Genomic DNA, 21,904 nt, shown 5'->3' with positions numbered 1-21,904 from the left:
ATAAAAAGCCACTCAAAAGAGTGGCTTTTTATGAAGATTAATCGATTAAGTTGAAGCTTTACGCTTCATTTGATCGAAGAAATCATCATTTGTTTTGGTTTCTTTCATACGATCAAGTAAGAATTCCATTGCCGCCAATTCATCCATAGGATGTAGAAGCTTACGGAGGATCCATACTTTACGTAAGTTATCATCATCCATTAAACGCTCTTCACGACGAGTGCCAGATTTCTTAATATTCATGGCAGGGAAGACGCGTTTTTCAGCAATACGGCGATCAAGTGTAATCTCTTGGTTACCTGTACCTTTGAATTCTTCATAAATTACGTCATCCATTTTACTGCCTGTTTCAATCAAAGCAGTTGAAATGATCGTAAGAGATCCGCCTTCTTCAATATTACGTGCAGCACCGAAGAAACGTTTAGGGCGTTCTAATGCATGAGCATCTACACCACCAGTTAATACTTTACCTGATGATGGGATAACCGTGTTGTAAGCACGAGCAAGACGGGTAATAGAGTCAAGAAGAATCACAACGTCTTTTTTATGTTCAACAAGACGTTTTGCTTTTTCAATTACCATTTCTGCAACTTGTACGTGGCGAGCAGGAGCTTCATCAAATGTTGAAGCAATGACTTCACCGCGAACAGTACGTTCCATTTCAGTTACTTCTTCTGGACGCTCGTCAATTAATAGAACAATCAGGAATACTTCTGGATTGTTTCTAACAATCGATTGAGCAATATTTTGAAGTAACATTGTTTTACCCGCTTTTGGCGGTGCAACAATAATAGAACGTTGTCCTTTACCAATTGGCGCAACTAAGTCAACAACACGAGCAGTTAAATCTTCTGTCGTACCATTACCGAGTTCCATAACCAATTGTTCAGTTGGGAAAAGGGGGGTTAAGTTTTCAAATAAAATTTTATTTCGAGAATTTTCTGGCGTGTCATAGTTAATCTGGTTAACTTTGAGCAACGCGAAATAACGCTCACCTTCTTTTGGAGGGCGAATAGTACCTGTGATGGTATCACCTGTACGCAAGTTAAAGCGTCGGATTTGTGAAGGACTCACATAAATATCATCCGGACCTGCTAAATACGAACCTGCCGCAGAGCGCAAAAAACCAAAACCATCAGAGAGAATTTCAAGAACGCCATCACCAAAAATTTCTTCGCCATTCATTGCATGGCGTTTCAAAATGGCAAAGATAATATCTTGCTTTCGGTTACGAGCCATACCTTCCAGGCCCATAAATTCAGCAATTTTAATTAATTCACCAATTGGTTTTTTCTTGAGTTCAGTTAAATTCATAAGGGTCAGAATTAGGAAAGAGTAGAGTGTGGTTTAAAAAGAAGAAAAATCGCTCGCATACAAAAAAGATTATCGCAATTGTATTTACACAATAACAATTCAGAAGTCTGATTGATTGTTTCGAAGAAAAATGTGAAAAAACAATTTCTGTTGCCGAGTGGCGATCTTTATGTTTGTGTCTTGTAAGAAGCCGGACGAAGATGATTCCCTTCAGTGCCTCTTGAGCATGCAATATAAGCCAGCTTAGTTAATTTGTCAATTTATAGCCGAAAAAAATACGCTATAAAAAAGTATAGCGTATTTTCATTCTTAGCATTTTGACTTAAACATTTTCATCAATAAAGCTAACAAGTTTAGAGCGAGGTACAGCACCAATTTGTTGAGCTACAACTTCACCATTTTTGAAAAGTAATAAAGCAGGAATATTACGGATATTGTATTTCACTGCAATATCTTCGCAAGAAGTTACATCAACTTTAACAATTTTTACTTTACCAGCATATTCACTTGATAGGTCTTCAAGAACAGGTGCAATTGCTTTACAAGGTGCACACCAACCTGCCCAGAAGTCAACAAGTACAGGTGTTTCAGCGTCTAGAACATCTGCTTGGAAGTTATCATCAGTTGTATTTACAATAGTCGCAGACATGGTACGGCTCCAATTTTTAGAAAAAGTGCTATTACTACAGGAGAAATTATCTCTATCAGTATTACATAGCTACTTAGTTCAATGTAAGGGTTTGATGCTATTATTCAAGGCTTAACTAAATTTGTCTAATGGATGCTCACGATATTCATCATCGGCTTGTACAATCGTTTAACAATTAGAAAAATATCGATGGCTATTAATTGTTGATGAAAATGGCTTTTCAATTGCATTCGTGTGAATTACTCTAGGCGTGAATTGTTATGGGTTTAGTTCAATAATGTCTGACTTTCTGATTGATGAAGAATTACTTGCCGCCATAGATATGGGGTCGAACAGCTTTCACCTTGCAATTGCACGGGTAGATCATGGCGAAGTTAAAAAAGTTGCTTCGATGTCAGAAAAAGTACAGCTTGCAGCTGGTTTAGATGAAAATAAAAATTTAACAGAAGCCGCGCAGCAACGTGGTTTAGCATGTCTAGCCCGTTTTGTTGGAAGATTGAGCTCTGTTCAACCTAATCGTTTACGAATCGTGGCTACGAATGCCTTGCGTCAGGCAAAAAATGGTCATGAATTTATTCAAAAAGCTGCAGAAATTTTACCTAAACCTATTGAAATTATTGCAGGACGAGAAGAAGCCCGTCTGATCTATTTGGGTGTATCGCATACCATGGCCAATGGTGGACGTCGCTTAGTTGTTGATATTGGTGGTGGTTCTACCGAATTCATTATCGGTGAAGAGTTTGAACCCATTTATACTGAGTCATTACAAATGGGTTGTGTGGCTTATACAACGGCCTATTTTTCTGATGGGGAAATTACACAAAAAGCATTTGATAAGGCCGTAGTGGCTGCTCGTAAAGAACTTTCTGCTATTGCAACGACTTATAAAATGGAAGGATGGGATACAGTCGTTGGTTCGAGTGGAACGATTAAGGCCTGTCGCCAAATTATGGTCAATATGGGCTTAAGTGATGAACAAGAAAATGTCACTCGAGAAGGACTATATAAACTTAAAGATAAATTACTTAAGTTTAAAAATGTTTCTGAAATTGATTTTGAAGGATTAAGAGAAGATCGACGAGCAGTTTTGCCAGCCGGATTGGCAATTTTGTACGCAGTTTTTGAAGTTTTAGAAATTGATCGTTTGGCATATTCTGATGGTGCATTACGCGAAGGTGTGATGTATGACCTGTTAGGTCGATTTAAACATGAAGATATCCGTGATCGTAGTGTACAGGCCTTAATGGGGCGTTATAACGCAGATCCAAAGCAAGCAGAAAGAGTTGTAAATACAGCACAACAATTATTTGATGGTGTTGCGAAATCTCTTAATTTAACTAGTGAAGACAGTGACTTACTGCGTCGAGCTGCTTATTTGCATGAAATTGGTTTAGCAATTAGTCATGGTGGTTATCATCGCCACGGTGCTTATTTATTACAGCACTCAGATATTCCAGGTTTCTCGCAAATTGATCAAAATCATCTTTCACATTTAGTTGCTCACCATCGTCGTAAATTGCGAAATGATGTAAAAAACGAAATTTTGAAGGCTGGTGGTCATAAATTACTTTACTTAAGTTTATTACTTCGCCTAGCAGTTTTACTCAACCATAGTCGAAGTGATCAGATGCTTCCTGCCATTGAACTGACCATCATAAATGATCAACAATGGCAGCTTAGTGTTTCTGGTGATGCCAAACAATGGCCATTGTTAGTTGCCGACTTGCACGATGAGCAAGAGCAGTTTAAGCATTGGGACATTGAATTGAATATTCAGTCGGAAAAATTTATCGATTAAAGGGATAATATTCGACCTATGAAAAAATCTACTCAGTCCAAAGCTTGGACAACGGTTCAAATTGCACGTCATCCTGAACGTCCGCAGTTTCTAGATTATGTCGGTGAAATCTTTACAGAGTTTGACGCCTTGCATGGTGATCGTTTGTTTGGTGACGATGGTGCGATGGTAGGTGGTCTTGCTCGTTTTGACGGTCAACCTGTGATGGTCATTGGACAACACCGTGGTCGTAGTACCCGTGAAAAATTAAAGCATAACTTCGGTATGGCTAACCCTGAAGGTTACCGTAAATCTCAACGCCTATTAGATATGGCTGAGCGTTTTAATCTTCCGGTCTTCACATTTATTGATACGATGGGTGCTTACCCAGGTGTTGGTGCTGAAGAGCGTGGACAAGCCGAAGCAATTGCAACGAGTCTTGCTCAACTTTCAAGCTTGAAAGTTCCTGTTGTTGCAACAGTACTGGGTGAAGGTGGTTCTGGTGGTGCTTTAGGTATTGGTGTTGCTGACAGAGTCATTATGTTGTCGCACAGTATTTATTCTGTGATTTCACCAGAAGGCTGCGCATCTATTTTATGGAAAACTGCTGAAAAAGCGGCTCAAGCGAGCGAAGCTTTAGGTTTAACAGCAGACAAATTACAATCTCTAGGTATTGTTGAATATGTAGTAGATGAAGGCGAGGGGGCACATTTAGACCCTGAGCAAGTCATGCAAAACCTAAAAGTAGTTCTAAAGCAAGCTTTGGATGAATTGCTACCACTGGAAGCAAATGAACGATGCGAAGCACGTTATCAACGTTTAATGAAGTTTGGCAGCGCAAATTTAGGCATAATGTCTTAAAGCAGGCTCAACTATTTTCAGAAAATAGTTCTTTTCTTATTGGATGTAGTGGTGGCATGGATTCTATGCTGCTGCTACATTTGATGTCTCAAATTTTCCCTCAAAAGATCCGAGCAATCTATATCGATCATCAGCTGCAATCACAAAGTGCAGAGTGGGGGAAACTAGTCACTGAACAGGCTACTCGTTTAGATATTCCTTTTATTATTCAAAAAGTTCAGGTTACCGATGGTAATTTGGAAGCTCAAGCACGTCAGGCGCGTTATCAAGCTTATCGACAGCATTTGCGACCGAATGAAACCTTAGTACTTGCTCATCATCAGCAAGATCAGGCTGAAACGGTCATACTCCGTTTATTATCGGGTGCAGGTGTTGATGGATTAGCTGCAATGCAGTCTGTGGATTACCGTGTAGACATGACGATTTGGCGTCCTTTTTTAGACTTATCTCGTGAGCAAATTGCTGATTGGACTACTCAACTTGAAATTGAGTATGTAAATGACCCGACAAATTACGATATTCATTATGATCGGGCATGGTCGCGTGAGGAACTTTGGCCATTTTTACAAAACAGATTTCCTAAAATGCAGCAAGCACTGAGCCGAACCAGTTATCTCATGCAAGATGCTTCTGAAATTTTAGAAGAAGTTTTGAACGCCGACTTAAAGCATTGCGGTACTGCTGAGTGTTTAGACTTAACTAAACTTTTAGATTTATCAGTTGCTCGTCAACGTCAATTACTTTCGGTTTGGATGAAAGGTGATGGGCAATATCGACCTGCATTTGAAATGGTTGAGCGTTTAAAAAATGAAGTGATTGATTCAAAGTCCGATGCACAAGCAGCATTACACTGGAATCAGTTTTACTATGTCCGTTATCAACACCATCTTTATAGATTGAGTAAGCAAGTTTTTCTTGCTGAAAAATTAAACCCAGTTGAAGCTGAGTCGGAGCATCATTTCCAAATGGGGGAAATAGTGCATTACGCTTCAGGAAGTTTTCAGATTACACAAAAAAATATCGGTTTGAGTCCATCTTTATTAAATAAAAAAATGACAATAATTCGACGTCAAGGTGGAGAAAAAGTCCATTTATACGGTCGTGTTGGGCAATGGCCATTAAAAAAAGCAATTCAAGAAGCACATATTTTGCCTTGGCTTCGTCATACAATTCAAATATTAGTCATAGATAATGTTATGCTTGGGGTTTTTACACCGAAAGGATTTTGGTTGGCTCAGTCTCCGTATTGTGAGCAAGGAGGATGGCAACTGGATTTAATTTCTCATTCTTGTAATCTGGTAAATGGCGAATATGGTTATGGCAAGTGCAGTAAATTGTAATATCTGTTTTATTGGTGGCGGTAATATGGCCCAAGCGTTAATTGGCGGGCTCATTTCAAGAGGTTTACCACCGACACGTATTACTGTTTCAGATCCTGTTGAGCAGATCCGTCAATTATTACAAGAGAAAGAAGTCCACGTAACACAAGATAACGTGGCTGCAATTCAAAATGCTGATGTTGTCGTACTAGCGGTAAAGCCGCAAGTTTTGGCGACTGTTTTACGTCCGTTGAAAGGTCTTTTATCAGATAAATTGGTCATTTCAATTATTGCTGGTGCTGAAATTCAAACGATATCAAACTTAATTGATAGCAATCGAATTGTTCGCGTTATGCCGAATACACCAGCTCTGGTTCAAACTGGCGCGCACGGTATCTATGCAAATGATGTAGTAGGTACTTCGGATCGTGAATTAACAAGTCAGATTTTAGCGGCCACAGGCTTAACAATTTGGGTAAACTCCGAAGCTCAAATTGATGCGGTAACAGCAGTTTCTGGTTCAGGCCCTGCATATTTTTTCTATCTGATGGAAAGTATGATCCGTGCGGGTAAAAATTTAGGACTGGATGAAAAAGTTGCAACTGCGTTAACTCTTCAAACGGCGTTAGGTGCAGCTCAAATGGCAATTACCAGTTCAAATACTCCATCTGAACTTCGTAAGAATGTGACATCGCCAAATGGTACAACACAAGCTGCACTTGAAGTTTTTGACCGTGCACAAATCTCCCAAAATATTCAATCTGCATTGGCTGCTGCACAGAAGCGTAGCCAAGAATTGGCTCAAGAATTGAGTGACAGTGCGAAATAGCTTAAATAGGATAAGACAACTATGGGTGCAAATTCTGCGCTAATTTTTGGAATTTTAATTAATGTCGCGATTTTATTGGTCTTTTTCCGTTTTTTAATGCAATTGGCGGCAGTAAGTCCTTATAATCCTGTGGTTTTATCGACCGTAAAGGCGACTAAAATTGTTGATATTTTTGGCCGAATTTTTCCAACGGTCGCAAAAGGCCGATTTAATTTGGCTGCGTTGGTTCTTTTAATTATTTTGTATTTACTGAAAATTTTCGGTGTGATGTATCTTTCTGGCTCTATGCCAAATAGTCCGATTCATTTAGTGATTCTGACATTTGTGACTATGATTCAGGACTTGATTCGTTTCTGCCGTTATTTAATTTTTGCAACGATCATTTTGAGTTGGGTGGTTATGTTCACTCAATCTCGTTCACCTTATATTGAGGTGATTCAAGATTTAGCCGAACCATTACTCGCGCCATTCCGTCGTTTATTGCCTAATATGGGAATGATTGATTTATCTCCTATTTTGGCATTTTTGGCACTCTATATTGCCGAAATTTTAATGAATGAAGTTGCTAAAGTTCTCTTAACTGGTCTTTAAGCTAACTCAATAAAAAAGGGCTGTATTTCACAGCCCTTTTTTTATTTCTACTAATTAATGGGCGTCATCCCAGTTTTGTCCTTGGCCAACTTCAACCACTAAAGGTACGGAAATTTCTACAACAGATTCCATGACTTTTGCGATTTGTTTGGAAAGTTCTTCAGCAATGTTTTGATCGGCTTCAAAAACTAATTCATCGTGTACTTGAAGAAGTAACTTGGCTTGATCTTTTGGCAAGATTTTATCAACTTCAATCATTGCAATTTTAATAATATCAGCTGCACTACCTTGTAAAGGTGCATTGATGGCAGCACGTTCAGCAGCCTTACGCACCATTACATTTCGTGCATCAATATCTGGTGTATATAGACGACGGCCTAAAATGGTTTCAACAAAGCCTTGCTCTGATGCAACTTGACGTGTGCGTTGCATATATTCATAGATGCCAGGGTAGCGTTGGAAATATTGCTTAATATAATTTTGCGATTCTTGACGTGTGAAACCTAACTGGCGAATCAAGCCAAACTCAGACATACCATACAGTAGACCAAAGTTTACGGCCTTAGCTTGACGACGTTGATCATTGGTCACATCTTCAATCGCAATACCCAATACTTCTGCCGCAGTACGGCGGTGAACGTCTTGTCCGTGCTGGAACGCATGTACTAAAGCATCATCTTGAGAAAAATGAGCCATTAAACGAAGTTCAATTTGTGAGTAATCGGCTGCTAGTAAAACTCGTCCTTCTGGTGCAATGAATGCCTTACGAATTTGACGGCCAATTTGTCTACGAATTGGAATATTTTGTAAGTTAGGATCAGAAGAGGAGAGGCGGCCTGTCGCTGTGAGTGCTTGATGATAACTCGTATGTACACGATGCGTGTCGTTATGAGATTGCTCAACTAGACGATCCGTATAGGTACTTTTTAGCTTTGCCAAACCACGATGTTCTAGAATAATTTCCGCTAAAGGATGTTCAATCTTTTCTAAAACACTTTCACTGGTGCTGTATTGTCCAGTTGCAGTTTTTTTACCACCTTTGATTCCTAATTTATCAAATAGGATTTCGCCTACTTGCTTAGGTGAAGCAATATTAAAAGTTTCATCTGCAATTTCCATAGCCTGATTTTCAAGGCCTTCCATGGTTTTTGCAAACTCAACACTTAATTTATCTAAGAAAGCATGATCTAAACGAATACCATCTTCTTCCATGCCTGACAAAATTCGGGCAACCAGCATTTCGATGTTATATAAAATATTTTCTAACTCAGGAAATGGCTTAAGTTTGTTTGAAAGTACTTCATACAAACGATAGGTCACATGCGCATCTTCTGCTGCATAGTGAGCAGCAACTTCAATCTCAATTTGATTAAAAGTTTTCTGCTTTGCACCCTTACCAGCAATTTGTTCAAAGGTGGTGGTCAAGTGACTTAAGTAGACACGAGCTACATCATCCATGCCATGACGAGTTGCTGCTGCATTTAATACATAAGATGCCAGCATGCTATCGAAATACCAGCCTTTTAACTCAATTCCATGATTGGCAAAGATATGGGCATCATATTTAAGGTGATGACCAATTTTTTTAACCGTTTCATTTTCTAATACAGGCTTAATTTGACCCAGTATTTGTTCACGGTCCAGTTGCTGCGGTGCATTTTCATAATTATGCGCTAAAGGCACATAATAAGCGTCTTGTGCATCAAACGCGATTGAAAAACCAACCATCTCGGCAATACGATAATCGAGACTTGTAGTTTCTGTATCAATAGCAAAATGATCAGCATTTTGCATGCGTTGCAAGAGTTGATCCCATGCTTCTTGAGTTAAAACAGTATGATAATTTGCAGTCCCAAGCTGGTCATCTTGACTGGTTAAGCTTGCCTGATCTTCGGTTTCTATAGCGTCAACCGGTTTAACTTCATCTTGAACGACTACTTGTGAAACTTGTTGCTTATAAGTAGAGCTGTTCGGATTATTTGGATGATCAAGCGACTGTAACTGATTTCTAAACTCAAGCTCAGTATAGAGGTTACGTAAAGCATCAACATTTGGATCAGTGAGTTTTAGTTCATGCCAGTCGAGTTCTAAAGGAAGATCACAGACAATGCTAGCTAACTGGTGATCAAGCTTAATATTGTCTAAATTATCTTTAATATTTTGGCTAATCTTGCCTTTAAGTTGATCAGCATTGGCAATGATATTCTCTAAAGTGCCATATTCAGTCAGTAACTTAGCTGCTGTTTTTGCCCCTACGCCTGGAACACCCATAATACCATCGGATGCATCACCCATTAGTGTTAAATAGTCGATAATCTGATTTGGCCAAACACCAAATTTTTCAAATACACCGTCGGTGTCCATTACGCGATCTTTAAAGCTATCTTCAAGTTTGACATGATCATTGACGAGCTGAGCCATGTCTTTATCTCCTGTTGAGATAAGCACATGATGGCCTTCAAGCACGGCACGTTTAGCAAGTGTACCGATAATGTCATCTGCTTCAGCACCCGGAAGACTATATAAAGGAATGCCTTGGGCTTTAATTAATGCATGTAAATATGGAATCTGTTGAGATAACTCTTCAGGCATGGTTGGACGGTCACCTTTATAAATAGGTGAAAGCTTATGACGGAAAGTTGGCTCAGGCGTATCAAAAATTACGGCCATATGCGTCGGTTGCATACGACGCATAAGTTTTTGAATCGCAGAAATTGCTCCACGTATTGCATTGGTATGTAACCCTGTAGAGGTCGTCAATGGTGGTAATGCATGATATGCACGAAATAAAAAATAGGACCCATCAACCAAGACAAATGGTGGCATTGAACAATTCCTTAATTTGAATTACGGGTATTTTACGTGAAAACGGCTATGAATGCAGGATTATGATTTTTGCAGTATTTTGTATGTATAAATATACGCTTGTATTGCCTTGAAGTAAGATGACATGTAATGAAGGTGTCATATTGCTAAGCCCATGTATAAAAAAGACAAACAGGGAATGATCATCGTTTTGATCGCTTTGACTTTGTTTTTAGCCATTTCAATTGGTTTTAAATTTCAGAGTGCTGTTGCTGCTTTATCTATTGCACTCGTGGTAGTACTGGTTCAATTATTATCAAATCTGCATCAGCGTCTGACTCATTTAGAACAACAGTTTTCTCAGCAGAAAAAACCACTTTATTCTATTCATACACAAACAATAGTGATTTATGCAGCCGCCTTGGTTGCATTAGTTGCTTATATGAATCACTGGATGTGGATTGCTGGTGGGGCATTACTGATTTTATTGCTATGTTTAGTCCAAACGATTAGTGTGTTTCATACTCGACTGTTATATCTCGAGTCGACAAAACCAACTGTTCATGTAAATGAAACTCTACAAACAGAAATTATAACTCCAGCGGTAGTGCAAGTTGATTCCAATAGTACAGACACGTTAATGCCTGTTGAAACATCAGTTTTAAATCACACAGAACAACCAACTCAAGTACAGAGTACATGGTGGCAACCAGCAGTCGACTGGATGGTTCATGGCAACCCAATTTTAAGAGTTGCTGTCGCTGTGTTGATGGTTGGGGTGGTGTTGTTATTGCGTTTCGCAAGCGAGCACTGGCAACTTAGTTTAGGTGTAAAACTTGGTTTTATTGCAATTGCTGGAGGTGTATTAACGGCATTTGGATATAGCTTGCAAAAGAAAAATCAACTTTTTGCTGTGGCATTGCAGGGTGTAGGACTAGCTGTTGTATTCCTAACACTTGTGTTCTCACATCATTTTGGTGTAATTGCTAATCTCACTACAGCCAGTATTCTGTTTACGATATTATTGGCTATTACGGTATTCCTGAGTTTAAAACAACAAGCTATTTATTTGGCAATTTTAGCACTCGGCATGGCCTATGCAGCCCCTTTAGTTATTCCACAATATCGTCCAGATGTAGTCTTCCTATTCAGCTACTATTTGGTAATTAATTTAGCAGTTGCTGCGGTTAATTTTATTCAGCCTTGGAAAATCTTAAATCAGATTGCTTTCTTTGCCACGATGTTTATTGGTGGTAGCGCGATAGGTTTTTATGCAGAACCAGCAAAATTTGACACATTAGACTGGATTTTATGGCTACATATAGCTCTGTTTATTTGGCTTAGTGTCCGTTATAGCCAAAATATATCTCGAGTTTCAGCACGTGAACAACAAGAAGGCATTCGTTTACCTCCGCTCTTAGATGTTGGTCTTATTTTTAGTGTGCCTGTACTAGGCTTTACGCTACATGCCTATTTAGTCCATGAGTCTACTCAAGCGTTGACGATTGGTGCTGCTGTTTTGGCTGGTACTTATGCGGTATTAACTTTCTGGATCAAAAAGACCCATCCTCAACTTTCAGTTCTTGCTAAAAGCTTTTTCATCCTCGCTGTTGCATTTTTTGCTTTAATTTTTCCACTCGCGAAAGGGGCACATTGGACTGCGATTGGTTGGGTTGCTCAAGGTACGGCCCTTATTGTATGGGGGGTAACTGAGCGGTACCGTTTAAGCCGATATATTGGTGTAATTTTAGTTTTACTCAGTTCGGTTGCATTGTTTTATCAATTTTGGGCGAATGCAGAGTTCCCGACTCTAAGCACAAGCATTTATGCAATTGCCCAATTCATTTCGGCCTATTATTTATTGCAATACAACAGTAAAGAGCAACAGTATTTTAGCGCCAGCATGTTTAGCGGCATTTTCTTATGCTTAGGTATGTATGCGGGTGCTATCGCTGGTATAGAAATTTTGACATGGCAACATCATGGCTTAAGCCCATATTTGATGATTGCAATACTATTATTATCAATATTTAGTGTAGTGGTTCACTACAAACTAAGAGTCCAATGGCAGAGCTTACAGTTAAGTTTAATTAGCCTGTTATTGTTGTTAATTTTGGGTGAGGCCTTTACCAGTCAAGTATTCAGCATGTTTAAATGGCCGAGTATATTACAGCAGGGTACTTTCCTCATCGCAGCAACGCTTCTTAGTGCTTTATTCATTATGGCTCAACCGCAATCAGGTCAGTTTGGATCTTTAAAGGTCTGGTCTGGTTTAAGCTGGTTGGCATTAGCAACGGTTGGTTTGGCAATATTTCCACAAATGCCACTTGTTGCTCTGGCTTTCGTTCCTGTGATTTATTCCCTTTGGGTGTATAAGCCTCATAAAACGACATTGTTACATCAAATTCCAGTGTGGTGTTTAAGTCTACTTTGGTTGCTAGTAGTGAGTGTAGACCGGCATTCTGCTGAGTACCTTTACTTTATTCCTTTGATTAACTTAACTGACTTCCTTTCAATTTCAGTATTTGCTGGTCTACTCTTTATTATTTATCAGCATACTTTTGATCAAGATAAATCACTGGAGTGGACTTTTAAAATTACAACAATTCTAGTGGGGTTGTTGGTATTCAGTAGTGTGGTGGTCAGAGGCTTGCACTATTACTGGGCAACACCACTCTGGAGTGCTGCAATTTGGACAAATGGAATCGTACAGTTAAGTCTGACATTGCTTTGGGTAATCTTGGCATTTATTTTAACTACATTCTCTAGCCGAAAAATGATTCGTCAATTATGGTTTGTAGGTGCTGCGCTTTTAGGGATTGTGGTATTAAAACTGATTTTGCTTGATCTATCGCAAAGTGCGACTTTAACTCGAGTCATTTCATTTATTGGCGCGGGCGGGGTAATGTTGATTATTGCTTATCTTGCGCCATTACCACCATCATCCGCTGTACAGAAAAATGAAGAGCCTAAGCTTTAGGCTCTCGATTTAATTCTTTTTGATTACTGTATTGATCGATATCATCTTCAGCAAAAACACTAGATGGTCGATCAATCAAACCCATTTTAGGAACAGGAATTTCAATTCGGTTATCTAAGAATCCATTTCGGATTCGTTCTTGCATTTCATCTCGAACTTTTAAAGAGTTCTCTTGTCGACACCACATTGTGAATAAAAGCTCAATTGATGATTCTCTGAATGCGGTCACTGTAACAGCAGGCTTTGGGTCATCTAATACAAGAGGATAATGAGCTGCTACATTCAGTAGAACCTCACGTACTTTAATAATATCTTCGTGAAAGTTGATTGCGAGCGTAATTGGGATACGTCGTATCGGATATTTAGACAAGTTGTGTACAGGCGCACGAATAAGCTGTTCATTCGGCAAACGAATATAGACATTGTCGAGTGTAAGTAATTTTACCGAAAGCAAATCAATTGAAATGACTTCGCCTTCAATTGTATTACCACGAATGAGAGTAATCTGGATCGTATCACCGACTTCAAATGAACCTTCACCAATCAAAAATAAACCACTAATCAAGTTACTGGCAGATGTTTGCGATGCGAAACCAAGCGCTACGGTTAAAATCCCTGCCGCACCAAGAAATACACTCAGTTTAAAACCAGCTTCTTTTAAACTCGTCATAATGAAGAGTAAGAAAATAAAATAAAAAATACCGCGGCGCCACACCAGACGTTGATGAGCATTAAAACGTGAGCCAATGGTTCTAATAAATGTATTTGAAATAATACGGGCAAGAACAAAACCAATAAAACACAGCACAACACCGACTAAAATTTCACTAATACGTTCGGTATTGATATTGGTAAATATGCTTGTGAGGCTATCAGCGATATCCTTAGGAATACTTGTATCAGCCATATAAACCTCTTAAAAGAATGAATCAAACATATTGAATAATGCTCCACCAGGTGAACGGGGTGGGTGAACATAGGTCACTTCACCAGCAAGAGGGGGCGTACGGTTTTCAATACGAATGCGTGCGGGACGATCAGAGCCTTCATAATAAACTTTAATTTGAGAAGTCCATAAACGACCAGTACTTTCACTATAAAAAAGAGGTAGAGCTGTAACGGGCACGTTCATGCGGTCAAAACGCAATTGATGATTACTGGTGTTGTGAAAATCAATTGGTGTAACCGCACGAAAAGCACGTGGTGTTAACAGGTTCAAATCGGTACGCCCATCTACAGAAGTGGCATAACAAATTTCACCTTGCTGGGCATTTGGACCAAACCATGTATCTTTAGGTTGAATTACAGGAATCTCAAACAAAGGCTCATGCTGACTTTCAACTAAACCTGCAATCCATAGGGGGGTACTAATATAAAGAGTTCCCCGTTGACCTGCCGGAATGTAAATAGGATCAACGGGTTTAATGACTACAGAACGGTCTGCCAGACGGGGCATAAGTAAAAATTCTGGATTAGTTTTCCGAAACATGTAGCGTTCTACTTGAACAGTATGCGGAAAGGCAAAATTCGGATCGGCAATTGGATGCCAATCTTGCTCATTATCGTCTTGAAGAGATGGGCGATAATATTCGATACGCCATTCTTTTATACCGCGTGTTAGACGAAAAAGCATTGAACCAAATTGCCATGCTTTAGACTGATTAATTTCAAAGCGCTGCTCTCCCCACCATTTTAAGGAATTCTGGGGGCGAGGCTGATATTCATTATTTTCAAACAAGACGTAAAATTCCTCTACCGAGTTGTTAAACAGACTTCACGCTGTAATCTGCTTAGAGTACACTCAAAATCATCTTACTCATCATTATAAATTGTGATGCAAATATTGAAACAAATACAAGTTCCATATAGTTTTGCCAAGCGTCATGGTGTTTTATTTCGTTATGACGGTGATCAAGTATTTATTATTAGACGTCAAAACACTGAAAAAATTGCATTGCAGGAAGCAAGACGAATTCTAGGTAAGCCAGCTCACTTCCAATTATGTACTGAACAAGAATTTAATACGCTCTTAAGTACAAGCTATGCCGGCGATACAGGGGAATCACAACAAGTTGCAGCAGGTTTAGAAGATCATCCTGATTTATTAAGTTTGGCCGATCAGGTTCCTGAGACAGAAGATTTGATGGATCAGGAAGATGATGCTCCAATTGTCCGTCTAATTAATGCACTACTTTCAGAGGCAATTCGAGTAGGGGCTTCTGATATTCACATTGAAGCTTTCGAAAAGAAATTATCTGTACGATTACGTGTAGATGGTCAATTACGTGAAGTTGTACAGCCGCGCCGTGAGTTGGCGCCGTTGCTGGTTTCACGTATTAAAGTCATGGCTAAACTCGATATTGCAGAAAAACGAGTGCCACAAGATGGACGTATTTCTTTACGCCTTGCAGGCCGAGAAGTAGATGTCCGTGTTTCGACTTTACCATCTTCACATGGTGAACGGGTTGTAATGCGTTTGCTCGACAAACAAGCTGGTCGACTTAATATGATCCACTTGGGATTAATGGCAAATGACTATGAGCGTTTAACTCAGTTAGTACATCGTCCTCATGGCATTATTTTGGTCACAGGGCCTACAGGTTCAGGGAAAACAACAACATTATATGCAGCTCTATCTGATCTAAATGATAATACGCGGAACATCTTAACAGCCGAAGATCCGATTGAATATCAACTTGAAGGCATTGGTCAAACACAAGTGAATACCAAAGTGGATATGACGTTTGCTCGTGCTTTAAAGGCAATGTTGCGTCAAGATCCAGATGTGGTGATGGTAGGTGAGATTCGTGACTTGGAAACGGCTGAAATTGCAGTACAAGCATCGTTAACTGGACATTTGGTTTTATCGACACTACATACCAATACAGCTATTGGTGCGGTTACTCGACTTAAAGATATGGGAATCGAGCCTTTCTTATTATCAAGCTCTTTAATTGGGGTGATTGCTCAACGTTTGGTTCGTACTTTATGTCCACATTGTATGACATGGCGCGAAGCTGATACTTTTGAAAAACAGGTTTTTCAACATATTCATAATGAACTATTGTTGCAGTTACCTGAAGCCAAAGGGTGTGACCATTGTTCACATTTAGGCTTTAATGGACGTACAGCCATTTATGAAATCGTACCAGTTGATGAACCGATGCGCCGTCTCATTCATGGTAATGCGGCTGAATATGAATTAGAAAATCATGCTCGTGAGTATTCAGGTTCAATTCGTGATGATGGTCTGCGTAAAGTACTCGCAGGTAAAACGACACTTGAAGAAGTGCTTCGAGTAACCAATGAAGCAAGCGAAGTCTAATTTGTAACATGCAATAAAAAATGCCCGATATGATTCGGGCATTTTTTATATTGAAACTTATTCTGTCACAATATTAAAAGTTACATCAATATTGTTGCGAGTTGCATTTGAATATGGGCAAACAATATGAGCTGCTGCAACTAACTTTTCAGCTTCTTCACGGTCCATACCCACTAAGTAAACATTTAAAGTTACTTCGATGCTAAAACCTGTAGGAATGGGACCAATACCTACTTCGCCTTCTACGTAAGCATCTTTACTAATGTTGAATTTATCGCGGTTTGCAACAAATTTTAAAGCTCCTAAAAAGCATGCTGAATAACCAGCTGCAAATAATTGCTCAGGATTTGTTACAGCACCACCAGCGCCACCCATTTCTTTAGGTACGCCAAGTTGTACATCTAATACACCGTCAGATGAAGTTGCGCGGCCATCACGACCACCGGTTGCTTTAGCTTTTGCACGATAAACAACTTTTTCTAATGACATCGTTTTTATTCCTAAAATAAATTGAATACAAATATATCGTACACGACTTAATTATTTTGACAAGTATATTTTTTGAAAAAATTGCTGTTTATTTAACTAGGTTTGTACGGAGTTTGGTAAGTTGATCTTTCAAGCCTAATAGTGTTGTCATGTCACATGAACTTGCTTCTAGTACGCCTGCTGGAATATCCAATGCTTGATCTTTTAATTTTTTTCCTTCATCGCTAAGTGTAATAATCACTTGTCTCTCGTCTTGAGTTGAGCGGGTACGATGAAGTAAATTTAGGGCTTCTAACTTTTTCAAGATAGGAGTGAGAGTGGATGATTCTAAAAAAAGTTTGGTGCCAATTTCTGAAACAGTCACTTCATCCTGTTCCCACAAAACTAACATCACTAAATATTGGGGATAGGTAAGCCCCAAAGGTGCGAGAAGTTTTCTGTAGAGTTGATTAAGCGCTAAATTTGTTGAATAAATGAGGAAACACAATTGATTCTCAAGCTTTAAGTTTTGGCAGTCTTGGTCCATATATTCCTCAAAGAAACTCATATTGCTTTTGTAGTATATCGCGTTCTATTCAGTTTCTTAAATGTTCATCAGAATAGGTTATGAATAAAGTAAATTAAGGGACATAAAAAATGGAATAATTAATCCAATTATTCCATAAGATAAAAATATTTTAGATAAAATTGTCTACCATAGATCTGCAATTTTTTTCATTAAACGCGCACGATATTTAGCGGTAGGATTATTTGCATTGCGTTGTTGCTCTTGTTCATAAAAATCTTGCCATGCAGTAATCATTTCAAGCGTTGTTCCTTGTTTTTTAATCATAGAAACATCTGCTGGCTGAATATTTTCTAAACGTTGTCTTGCACCTTCTGCACCCGTTCCCCATCCAATTATTCTTTGGCCAAATGCAGGCAAAGGAATATCTTTAGGAGTAGAGGGAAGAGTATCTGATTTGAGCTGTGCCGTTGGTGAAACGAAATGATTCGTTGTCCCAAACTCAGCATAACAATGAATATTTGCCCCCAAGCAAAAAAAGCTAAATAAGTATTTCCACATGAATAATTAAACTTTTAATAGTGAATTAATTTACGGTGTGTCATTAGAGGCATTGAAGAACGGACGAGATCTTGCGCTGTTAGATCAAAGGGCACAGTAATTAAACCATTTCCTTCATATCCAATCATACTTAAAATTTGGCCACGACTATCAGTTGCCCCAGAGTGTCCCCAGGTCTGTCGTTTTTCACCATGCCAGCCCTGTTGTGCTGCACCTAAAACATAACATTGGCTATCCATTGCCCGAGCTTGTAACAAAAGCTGCCAGTGCATTTGTCCAGTTGTATAGGTAAATGCAGCAGGGGCAGTAAGAATATGAGCGCCTTGTTGTCTTAGCGTTAGAGCAAGCTCTGGAAAACGCAAGTCATAACATACCATTAAGCCAATATTGCCAAAAGGGGTAGATGTGACTACTACGTCTGTTCCCGGTTCAAAGAAACGAGACTCCTGATAACCACCGACAGCATCACCCACTTGTACATCAAATAAATGGATCTTGTCATAACGCGCTTCTGTACGCTCAGGGCTAATACAGAGGCTAACAGTTCGGACGCGACCATCTTGAATAGTCGATCCATCTGGACGGAATGGGCAGGGTAAGGTGCCAGCCACAATCCAGATTTGATATTGATGTGCGAGTTTCTCAAGCCTTTGTTGAATAGATTCAAATTGCTCAGCAGTTTCACGTTGTTTTCCAGCAGCAAAACATACAAAGTTTTCGGGGAAAACAATCAAACTGGCATTTTGCGCCTTGCTCTGTTGAATCAAAGACTCAATGACTTGAAAATTATTTTCAATATCATCTTGAGAGTTCATTTGAGCAACAGAAACGAGGGTCATATTCTAATCCGGCTTAATGGTGAAAATCAGGCATTTTGCTTGTCAGATACCTGTTCAAGAGTATCTTGTTCTTTCTGTAACTGCTTAACAAGTGGCTCAAACATATTCTGATTGTTTGCATTGAGTTTCATCAATGTCTTATGTGCATCCAGAACAGTTCTTAGCATTGCATTATGAGTGATTTGTTCATCTGTTAACGTTAATGTGCAAACGTTAGGATCACCACAATAATTCAAAATGACAAAAACCTGCCCTAGCCCCATACTGTTGGCTAAGGTTGTGATATCTGGATTGGTAGATAGCATCACAGCTTGAATATGATGAGTCTGTTTAAGCTTTAAACCCAGCTTAGCTAGGATGCCTAATACAGTACTATCAATAAATGTTGTTTGGGTTAAATCAACGATTGCACCTACAACATTCTCTTGCTGTTCAATTCTGTTTAAAAGTTTGTCTAGACTTATACAAGAATGGGCTCGCACTTCACCAATAAGTTTGAAAATATGCGTTCCATTTAAACTTGCATATTCAACATGACCTGTTGACATATAAATGCCATTTTCAGAGAAGGATAGAAAAATTATCACATAGTGCCATCCCAGACTCAAGAGTCCTTAAGTCGTATATTATGTAATTAATTGATTCGTAAATTAATTCATTCGACAAAGACTGAAGATGGCAATATCATCGGCCACATGATCGGGTGCTTGAAATGATTGATTTTGCAAATGATGGACCAATTGTTGGAACTGATCGTTTAAACCACCATCAAAAGGTTCGAGGGCTCCGTCCGAGCAAACAATGAAGCGAGCATGGCGATTTAATGTACAAATATGCTCTTCAACTTCAAGTTCATCAGTTAAACCTAGTGGGAAACTGCTCGTTGTTAGAATCTTCGGTGCCTGATTAGGCTCAAAAATGATAGGAGGAGGGTAATGTCCAGCACTTGACCAGCGAAGAGTATGTGTTTCAAGGTTTAAAATACCCACCACAATCGTAATGTGCTTTTCGATATTCTCTTGAACTAACATCCCATTTAATTTTTTTATTAATTGTCTTGGGGTTTTAGAGCGACCATGAAATGCTGCCATCCATGATGTTAATAAACTACTGGTTACACCATGACCTGAAACATCAGCAAGATAGAATAAAACTTCTTTGTCATTTAATTTCCAATAGTCGTACCAATCACCAGAAAGATAAGCTGAAGGTTGAAAGAAAGTTTCGACTTCATAATTTAATAAATCAATTGGATTGGGTAATAAACGTTTTTGCAGTTCAGCAGCCGAAGGTAAATCACGGCTATCTTGGTTACGCTTATATTGAGCATCAATTCTTGATAGAGCTTTATTTAAATCGCTAGGCAACTGGTTCCATACCCAGCCTGCAAGAGCACCTGTTTCCCATGCATGCGCTAAAGCTGTACCTTCATGTTCAAAAGCAATTACGACCGTTGGCAAATTCCATTTATAAGTCAGGAAATCTTGTACATCTGCAATTGCGATGATGGTTGGATCATATAAATCTAAATCATCTATGTTAATGACTTGTAAGCCTGGCAGTTTATCCAAAGCTTGCTCTAAATAAGGAATAGAGCGTGTCGGTTTAATAAAATACATAGAAGATATGGTAGTCCTTTTATATGATCACTTTATTCATCATAGAGTATGTATGATCAAAATCAAGGTATTGCCGAACTCTTAATCCAAGCAACACCTTTATTTTATGTTAAGGGTTTTGATTCTCATCTGGTGTATCTTCTGAGTCATCATCAATGAAAGATACGTCAGCTGAGTCACCTTTCTTCTCTGCAATTTGGAATGCTTTACGCTGAAGGTATAAGTCTCGAATCATAGCGTATTGATCACCTTGTAAGGTTTGATCTAAGTCAAGATATTGAGCACGTGTATCCACGGCTTGCAATAGATTACTCGACCAATAAAGACCTTCTTGATCATCCATAACGTATTTTTGTGGACGAGCTTGGGCATCTACTGCTAAACCAAAACCATCACGTAAGGTGCTTGGACCAAAAAAAGGCAACATAAGAAATGGGCCAGAAGGAACGCCATAGTAGCCAAGAGTTACACCAAAATTCTCTTCTTCAGTTGGTAAACCTAAGCGACTTGCGGGGTCAGCCAAACCAAGAGTGGTTAAGGTGTTAATTGTAAATCGGCCTAAAGTTTTTGCTGCACGGCCAGGACGGCCTTGAATAAGCTGATTGACAGCATTCCATGGTTCACCAAGATTTTTACGGAATTGGCGATAAGAACCACGTACATCTTCTGGGGTTTTTTCTCTATATTGAACAGCAACTGGACGTAAAAAATTGCGATCCAACATATCATTAAAAGAATAAATTGGGCGGTTCAATGATTGCAAAGGATCTTTGACAAGATCTGGTTGAGCTGCATTTGCATTAATTTTTAAATCTTTAACTTTAATATTTTTTAAATCTTTAATAATTTGGGAACGGGGATGGTTTGGCCCTGTTTCTTCTAATGAACTCGCATTAGCAGATTCACTTACCGTGTTTTCTTGAGCATATATAGAGGTACAAACACCTACAGATAACACGCTTAGTAAAATTAAATTAGAATAATTCATATAATTCCTTAACCGCCAGCCAGGCTAATACTTAATGTGCAGTTGGGTGGAGATATGTTTTAATACAAAATTGATAACCTATTATCAATGTAAAATTGATCAAATAATATAGATAAAATGCTAAAATGACTAAAAAACGAACATGTGGTGATATTAAATTAAAAAAGGGGTTGTCAAAGGTTGTTAATGGTCTATAATGCACATCCATCGGCGGTGATGCAGATAAGAACTTGTTGAAAAACAGTTACTTGTAATTAAGTTGGTTACTTTAAGTGATGAATTTGATAAGAAGTTGGTTTTGAGAATAAGTTTTAAAAATATCGAAATTACCTGTTGACTTTTAAGAGATTAAGAGTAATATAGCCGACCTAGCTTGCTGGTGACGAACCAGGAAGAAGATCATTAAGAGAATTGAAGAACAACTTGTGTGGATTTTTACTGATTGATCGATCG

General features: G+C 38.8%; 19 protein-coding genes. 7 read left to right on the top strand and 12 right to left on the bottom strand.

Annotation, left to right across the window (positions count from 1 at the left end; genetic code table 11):
• Window positions 1-45 precede the first annotated feature (45 nt).
• Together rho and trxA are read right to left on the bottom strand one after the other, a co-directional pair.
• A complete protein-coding gene (gene rho / locus ODQ17_RS02325; protein ID WP_004794523.1) occupies window positions 46-1,314 on the bottom strand; it encodes a transcription termination factor Rho in 1,269 nt (422 codons plus the stop codon).
• 322 nt (window positions 1,315-1,636) lie between these two features.
• Window positions 1,637-1,963, bottom strand: a complete 327-nt coding sequence (gene trxA / locus ODQ17_RS02320; protein ID WP_003655060.1) for a thioredoxin — start codon at window positions 1,961-1,963, stop codon at window positions 1,637-1,639.
• Between the two features lie 277 nt (window positions 1,964-2,240).
• Between trxA and ppx the strand changes: the two genes are divergently transcribed.
• Genes ppx through ODQ17_RS02295 form a run of 5 tightly spaced genes read left to right on the top strand, consistent with a single transcriptional unit; the run spans window position 2,241 to window position 7,340 of the window.
• Complete coding sequence (ppx, locus tag ODQ17_RS02315; protein WP_004794521.1) at window positions 2,241-3,761, top strand: exopolyphosphatase; 1,521 nt, start codon at window positions 2,241-2,243, stop codon at window positions 3,759-3,761.
• An 18-nt stretch (window positions 3,762-3,779) separates the two neighbouring features.
• A complete protein-coding gene (locus tag ODQ17_RS02310) occupies window positions 3,780-4,601 on the top strand; it encodes an acetyl-CoA carboxylase carboxyltransferase subunit alpha (RefSeq protein WP_013198918.1) in 822 nt (273 codons plus the stop codon).
• Window positions 4,538-5,941: a tRNA lysidine(34) synthetase TilS gene (gene tilS / locus ODQ17_RS02305; protein WP_322901511.1), complete on the top strand. Its 1,404-nt coding sequence runs from the start codon at window positions 4,538-4,540 to the stop codon at window positions 5,939-5,941. The genes ODQ17_RS02310 and tilS overlap by 64 nt, the downstream gene beginning before the upstream one ends.
• Window positions 5,913-6,749: a pyrroline-5-carboxylate reductase gene (proC, locus tag ODQ17_RS02300; protein ID WP_081399200.1), complete on the top strand. Its 837-nt coding sequence runs from the start codon at window positions 5,913-5,915 to the stop codon at window positions 6,747-6,749. The genes tilS and proC overlap by 29 nt, the downstream gene beginning before the upstream one ends.
• A gap of 21 nt (window positions 6,750-6,770) precedes the next feature.
• The gene (locus ODQ17_RS02295) at window positions 6,771-7,340 is read left to right on the top strand and encodes a YggT family protein (RefSeq protein ID WP_002054582.1); all 570 of its coding nucleotides are present in this window, start codon (window positions 6,771-6,773) and stop codon (window positions 7,338-7,340) included.
• A gap of 54 nt (window positions 7,341-7,394) precedes the next feature.
• Here the strand turns inward: ODQ17_RS02295 and polA are convergent, their stop codons facing one another.
• Window positions 7,395-10,166 (bottom strand): DNA polymerase I, encoded by a 2,772-nt coding sequence (polA, locus tag ODQ17_RS02290; RefSeq protein WP_322901508.1) that lies wholly within the window; start codon window positions 10,164-10,166, stop codon window positions 7,395-7,397.
• Window positions 10,167-10,320: 154 nt separating this feature from the next.
• On the opposite strand from polA, the gene ODQ17_RS02285 reads away from it, so the two are divergent.
• Entirely contained in the window at window positions 10,321-13,125 is a 2,805-nt protein-coding gene (locus tag ODQ17_RS02285) for a DUF2339 domain-containing protein (protein ID WP_322901506.1), read from the top strand.
• Here ODQ17_RS02285 and ODQ17_RS02280 read toward each other — a convergent pair.
• Window positions 13,115-14,032 carry a mechanosensitive ion channel family protein gene (locus ODQ17_RS02280; protein ID WP_049837853.1) on the bottom strand — a complete coding sequence of 306 codons (918 nt, stop codon included), beginning with the start codon at window positions 14,030-14,032 and terminating at the stop codon, window positions 13,115-13,117. The two genes, ODQ17_RS02285 and ODQ17_RS02280, sit on opposite strands and share 11 nt — an antisense overlap.
• Before the next feature lie 9 nt (window positions 14,033-14,041).
• The gene (locus ODQ17_RS02275) at window positions 14,042-14,863 is read right to left on the bottom strand and encodes a hypothetical protein (RefSeq protein ID WP_004794502.1); all 822 of its coding nucleotides are present in this window, start codon (window positions 14,861-14,863) and stop codon (window positions 14,042-14,044) included.
• Between the two features lie 96 nt (window positions 14,864-14,959).
• On the opposite strand from ODQ17_RS02275, the gene gspE reads away from it, so the two are divergent.
• A complete protein-coding gene (gspE, locus tag ODQ17_RS02270) occupies window positions 14,960-16,450 on the top strand; it encodes a type II secretion system ATPase GspE (protein ID WP_322901504.1) in 1,491 nt (496 codons plus the stop codon).
• A gap of 57 nt (window positions 16,451-16,507) precedes the next feature.
• Here gspE and ODQ17_RS02265 read toward each other — a convergent pair whose 3' ends face one another.
• From ODQ17_RS02265 to ODQ17_RS02235, 7 genes are all read right to left on the bottom strand, one after another.
• Complete coding sequence (locus ODQ17_RS02265) at window positions 16,508-16,939, bottom strand: organic hydroperoxide resistance protein (protein WP_002117290.1); 432 nt, start codon at window positions 16,937-16,939, stop codon at window positions 16,508-16,510.
• A gap of 88 nt (window positions 16,940-17,027) precedes the next feature.
• Complete coding sequence (locus tag ODQ17_RS02260) at window positions 17,028-17,465, bottom strand: MarR family winged helix-turn-helix transcriptional regulator (RefSeq protein ID WP_322901502.1); 438 nt, start codon at window positions 17,463-17,465, stop codon at window positions 17,028-17,030.
• Between the two features lie 165 nt (window positions 17,466-17,630).
• The gene (locus ODQ17_RS02255) at window positions 17,631-18,005 is read right to left on the bottom strand and encodes a DUF4951 domain-containing protein (RefSeq protein WP_191900456.1); all 375 of its coding nucleotides are present in this window, start codon (window positions 18,003-18,005) and stop codon (window positions 17,631-17,633) included.
• A 14-nt stretch (window positions 18,006-18,019) separates the two neighbouring features.
• Window positions 18,020-18,844, bottom strand: a complete 825-nt coding sequence (locus ODQ17_RS02250) for a carbon-nitrogen hydrolase family protein (protein WP_013198911.1) — start codon at window positions 18,842-18,844, stop codon at window positions 18,020-18,022.
• A 26-nt stretch (window positions 18,845-18,870) separates the two neighbouring features.
• Window positions 18,871-19,392 (bottom strand): anti-anti-sigma factor GigB, encoded by a 522-nt coding sequence (gene gigB, locus ODQ17_RS02245; RefSeq protein WP_002117273.1) that lies wholly within the window; start codon window positions 19,390-19,392, stop codon window positions 18,871-18,873.
• Between the two features lie 102 nt (window positions 19,393-19,494).
• Window positions 19,495-20,463, bottom strand: coding sequence for an RsbU family protein phosphatase GigA (gene gigA, locus ODQ17_RS02240; RefSeq protein WP_322901498.1), 969 nt, complete (start codon window positions 20,461-20,463; stop codon window positions 19,495-19,497).
• 109 nt (window positions 20,464-20,572) lie between these two features.
• Window positions 20,573-21,451, bottom strand: a complete 879-nt coding sequence (locus tag ODQ17_RS02235; RefSeq protein WP_004794490.1) for an MlaA family lipoprotein — start codon at window positions 21,449-21,451, stop codon at window positions 20,573-20,575.
• Window positions 21,452-21,904 lie beyond the last annotated feature (453 nt).

Origin of the sequence: Acinetobacter sp. IRS14 (genome assembly GCF_034650275.1) — a bacterium.
GTDB classification, from domain to species: domain Bacteria; phylum Pseudomonadota; class Gammaproteobacteria; order Pseudomonadales; family Moraxellaceae; genus Acinetobacter; species Acinetobacter oleivorans.
The sequence above is the reverse complement of the archived record's forward strand: the minus strand, read 5'-3'. Positions and strand labels throughout refer to the sequence as shown.

Bases quoted from the DNA above. Each gene is read 5' to 3' on its own strand.
- gigB (WP_002117273.1), bottom strand. From the start codon at position 19,392: ATGTCAACAGGTCATGTTGAATATGCAAGTTTAAATGGAACGCATATT.
- ODQ17_RS02280 (WP_049837853.1), bottom strand. From the start codon at position 14,032: ATGGCTGATACAAGTATTCCTAAGGATATCGCTGATAGCCTCACAAGC.
- rho (WP_004794523.1), bottom strand. From the start codon at position 1,314: ATGAATTTAACTGAACTCAAGAAAAAACCAATTGGTGAATTAATTAAA.
- trxA (WP_003655060.1), bottom strand. From the start codon at position 1,963: ATGTCTGCGACTATTGTAAATACAACTGATGATAACTTCCAAGCAGAT.
- ODQ17_RS02310 (WP_013198918.1), top strand. From the start codon at position 3,780: ATGAAAAAATCTACTCAGTCCAAAGCTTGGACAACGGTTCAAATTGCA.
- proC (WP_081399200.1), top strand. From the start codon at position 5,913: ATGGTTATGGCAAGTGCAGTAAATTGTAATATCTGTTTTATTGGTGGC.
- gspE (WP_322901504.1), top strand. From the start codon at position 14,960: ATGCAAATATTGAAACAAATACAAGTTCCATATAGTTTTGCCAAGCGT.
- ODQ17_RS02295 (WP_002054582.1), top strand. From the start codon at position 6,771: ATGGGTGCAAATTCTGCGCTAATTTTTGGAATTTTAATTAATGTCGCG.
- ODQ17_RS02235 (WP_004794490.1), bottom strand. From the start codon at position 21,451: ATGAATTATTCTAATTTAATTTTACTAAGCGTGTTATCTGTAGGTGTT.
- ODQ17_RS02250 (WP_013198911.1), bottom strand. From the start codon at position 18,844: ATGACCCTCGTTTCTGTTGCTCAAATGAACTCTCAAGATGATATTGAA.
- ppx (WP_004794521.1), top strand. From the start codon at position 2,241: ATGTCTGACTTTCTGATTGATGAAGAATTACTTGCCGCCATAGATATG.
- tilS (WP_322901511.1), top strand. From the start codon at position 4,538: ATGCGAAGCACGTTATCAACGTTTAATGAAGTTTGGCAGCGCAAATTT.
- ODQ17_RS02285 (WP_322901506.1), top strand. From the start codon at position 10,321: ATGTATAAAAAAGACAAACAGGGAATGATCATCGTTTTGATCGCTTTG.
- gigA (WP_322901498.1), bottom strand. From the start codon at position 20,463: ATGTATTTTATTAAACCGACACGCTCTATTCCTTATTTAGAGCAAGCT.
- ODQ17_RS02255 (WP_191900456.1), bottom strand. From the start codon at position 18,005: ATGTGGAAATACTTATTTAGCTTTTTTTGCTTGGGGGCAAATATTCAT.
- ODQ17_RS02260 (WP_322901502.1), bottom strand. From the start codon at position 17,465: ATGGACCAAGACTGCCAAAACTTAAAGCTTGAGAATCAATTGTGTTTC.
- ODQ17_RS02265 (WP_002117290.1), bottom strand. From the start codon at position 16,939: ATGTCATTAGAAAAAGTTGTTTATCGTGCAAAAGCTAAAGCAACCGGT.
- polA (WP_322901508.1), bottom strand. From the start codon at position 10,166: ATGCCACCATTTGTCTTGGTTGATGGGTCCTATTTTTTATTTCGTGCA.